We start from the raw sequence: 758 nt of genomic DNA, 5'->3' as shown, positions 1-758 counted from the left end.
AATCATAACCACCCGTCTAACGGGTGGTTTGCACCAGGGCTATAAGCCCAAATCACCAGCCAGCGCCTAAAGACGCTGGCTTTCACGTTGTTCAAGCCTCATTGCTCTTGACTCGTCACTTGCCTCTTAAAGAGGCCTTGCTACTACTTACCACTATCCCTAAAGGGATCCTCATATTCTTTTACACTCAATTTATCTAGTGCTATATCATGCTTTTCCTGCTCCTGAATATATTTCTTAATTGTGGCTTCATTAAGCCCTACTGTGCTCACGTAGTAACCTTCTGCCCAGAAATGTCGATTCCCAAACTTATACTTGAGATTAGCGTGTTTGTCAAACATCATGAGTGCACTTTTACCTTTTAAATAACCCATGAAACTTGAAACACTTATCCTTGGTGGAATACTTACTAACATATGTACATGATCAGGCATTAAGTGTCCTTCGATAATCTCTGCACCTTTATAACTACATAAGCGGTGGAATATTTCTCCCAAACTACTTCGATATTGATTATAAATGATTTTTCGTCTATACTTAGGGGTGAACACAATGTGATATTTACACATCCACTTTGTGTGTGATAAACTATGTGCCTTTTGTGCCATATTTTTTCTCCTTTCGCTTTACAATTGGCTTGAACACCTTTATTGTATCGCGTTTGGAGTTTTTTGGTATAACCTTCGACGCGCACCCGCATAGCGGGTGGTTTATTTGTCTCGCACCTTACGGAGCGAGACGGACTAATAGTCACATAA

General features: G+C 40.5%; 1 protein-coding gene. It reads right to left on the bottom strand.

Annotated features, from left to right (window positions below; translation table 11 throughout):
• Positions 1-143: 143 nt before the first annotated feature.
• Complete coding sequence (tnpA, locus tag M1F56_RS09675; protein WP_247917553.1) at positions 144-608, bottom strand: IS200/IS605 family transposase; 465 nt, start codon at positions 606-608, stop codon at positions 144-146.
• Between the last annotated feature and the right edge of the window lie 150 nt (positions 609-758).

This window comes from Streptococcus oralis, from assembly GCF_023109005.1.
Taxonomy (GTDB): domain Bacteria; phylum Bacillota; class Bacilli; order Lactobacillales; family Streptococcaceae; genus Streptococcus; species Streptococcus oralis_BU.
The sequence above is the reverse complement of the archived record's forward strand: the minus strand, read 5'-3'. Positions and strand labels throughout refer to the sequence as shown.

Excerpts from the sequence above, each read along its gene's own strand:
- tnpA (WP_247917553.1), bottom strand. The coding sequence starts at position 608 with ATGGCACAAAAGGCACATAGTTTATCACACACAAAGTGGATGTGTAAA.